1 protein-coding gene is annotated in these 853 nt (G+C 49.1%); it reads left to right on the top strand.

Annotated elements, in window-relative coordinates; genetic code table 11:
* On the top strand, nt 1-853 hold an 853-nt coding region (locus E1189_RS23945), incomplete at both ends, for a hypothetical protein (RefSeq protein ID WP_196221435.1).

Genomic DNA, 853 nt, shown 5'->3' with positions numbered 1-853 from the left:
AAGGTTTCCGCCTTCTGGAAACCAACCCTCGAAGAGCATTAACTCAGGCAGAGACGTTATTAACAAAATACTCGGGAAGCTCATCTCTCTATGTTCATATTCTGCAATTAAAAGCCCTGGCTTTACAGGCGAAAGGCCACTTCCATGAAGCCTTACCACTTTTCCAGTCCCTTTATGAAAAACACTCAGTATCTGTCGTTGATCTAACAACTCATGGACTAGCTCTGGCCAAACACCTCGAGCTCATGCGCAGCCCGGCTAATATGAAAACAGCCCTGGGCATCTACACTGATCTGCGCGCCCATGTGAAGCCCCACCGTTATGACATGGATATCGAACTGGCTCTATGTGAACATCTCCAGCTCATGGGAGGAATGGATAATCTGAGTACAGCTCTGAACATCTACACCCAGCTGCGCACCCTGGCGGCTGAAGGGCAGGTGAACACCCCCTGTAATGACATAGAGCTCGAGCTGGCTCTAGGGAAACACCTCCAGCTCATGGGGGGGATGGATAATCTGAAAAAAGCTCTGCACATCTACACCCGACTGCGCGCCCTGGCGGCCACGAGGCAGATGCCCCCCGCCTATCAGGCCAAAGAAATTGAGCAGTATATAGCAAGCATTCTCATTGACGTAGATATTGGTAATGGATTAACTCTGCATCCAAACTATCCTGTGCGCGAATGTCCGTTATGTCTTAGTGATTTAGCGACCAAGGTAACATGCTCCGAACCAGAGCACGCTCTTTGCCTGCCATGCCATAACCGTTTGTATTCCTACTCAATACAAGACAGAAAATGCATTTTCTGCCATGTAACAGCCTCTCCCTTGGTCATTCAATCTACGGAGGA

Origin of the sequence: Parendozoicomonas verongulae, from assembly GCF_009711465.1 — a bacterium.
In the GTDB taxonomy this organism is placed as follows: domain Bacteria; phylum Pseudomonadota; class Gammaproteobacteria; order Pseudomonadales; family Endozoicomonadaceae; genus Sansalvadorimonas; species Sansalvadorimonas verongulae.
This window is presented reverse-complemented; position numbering and strand designations above follow the sequence as displayed.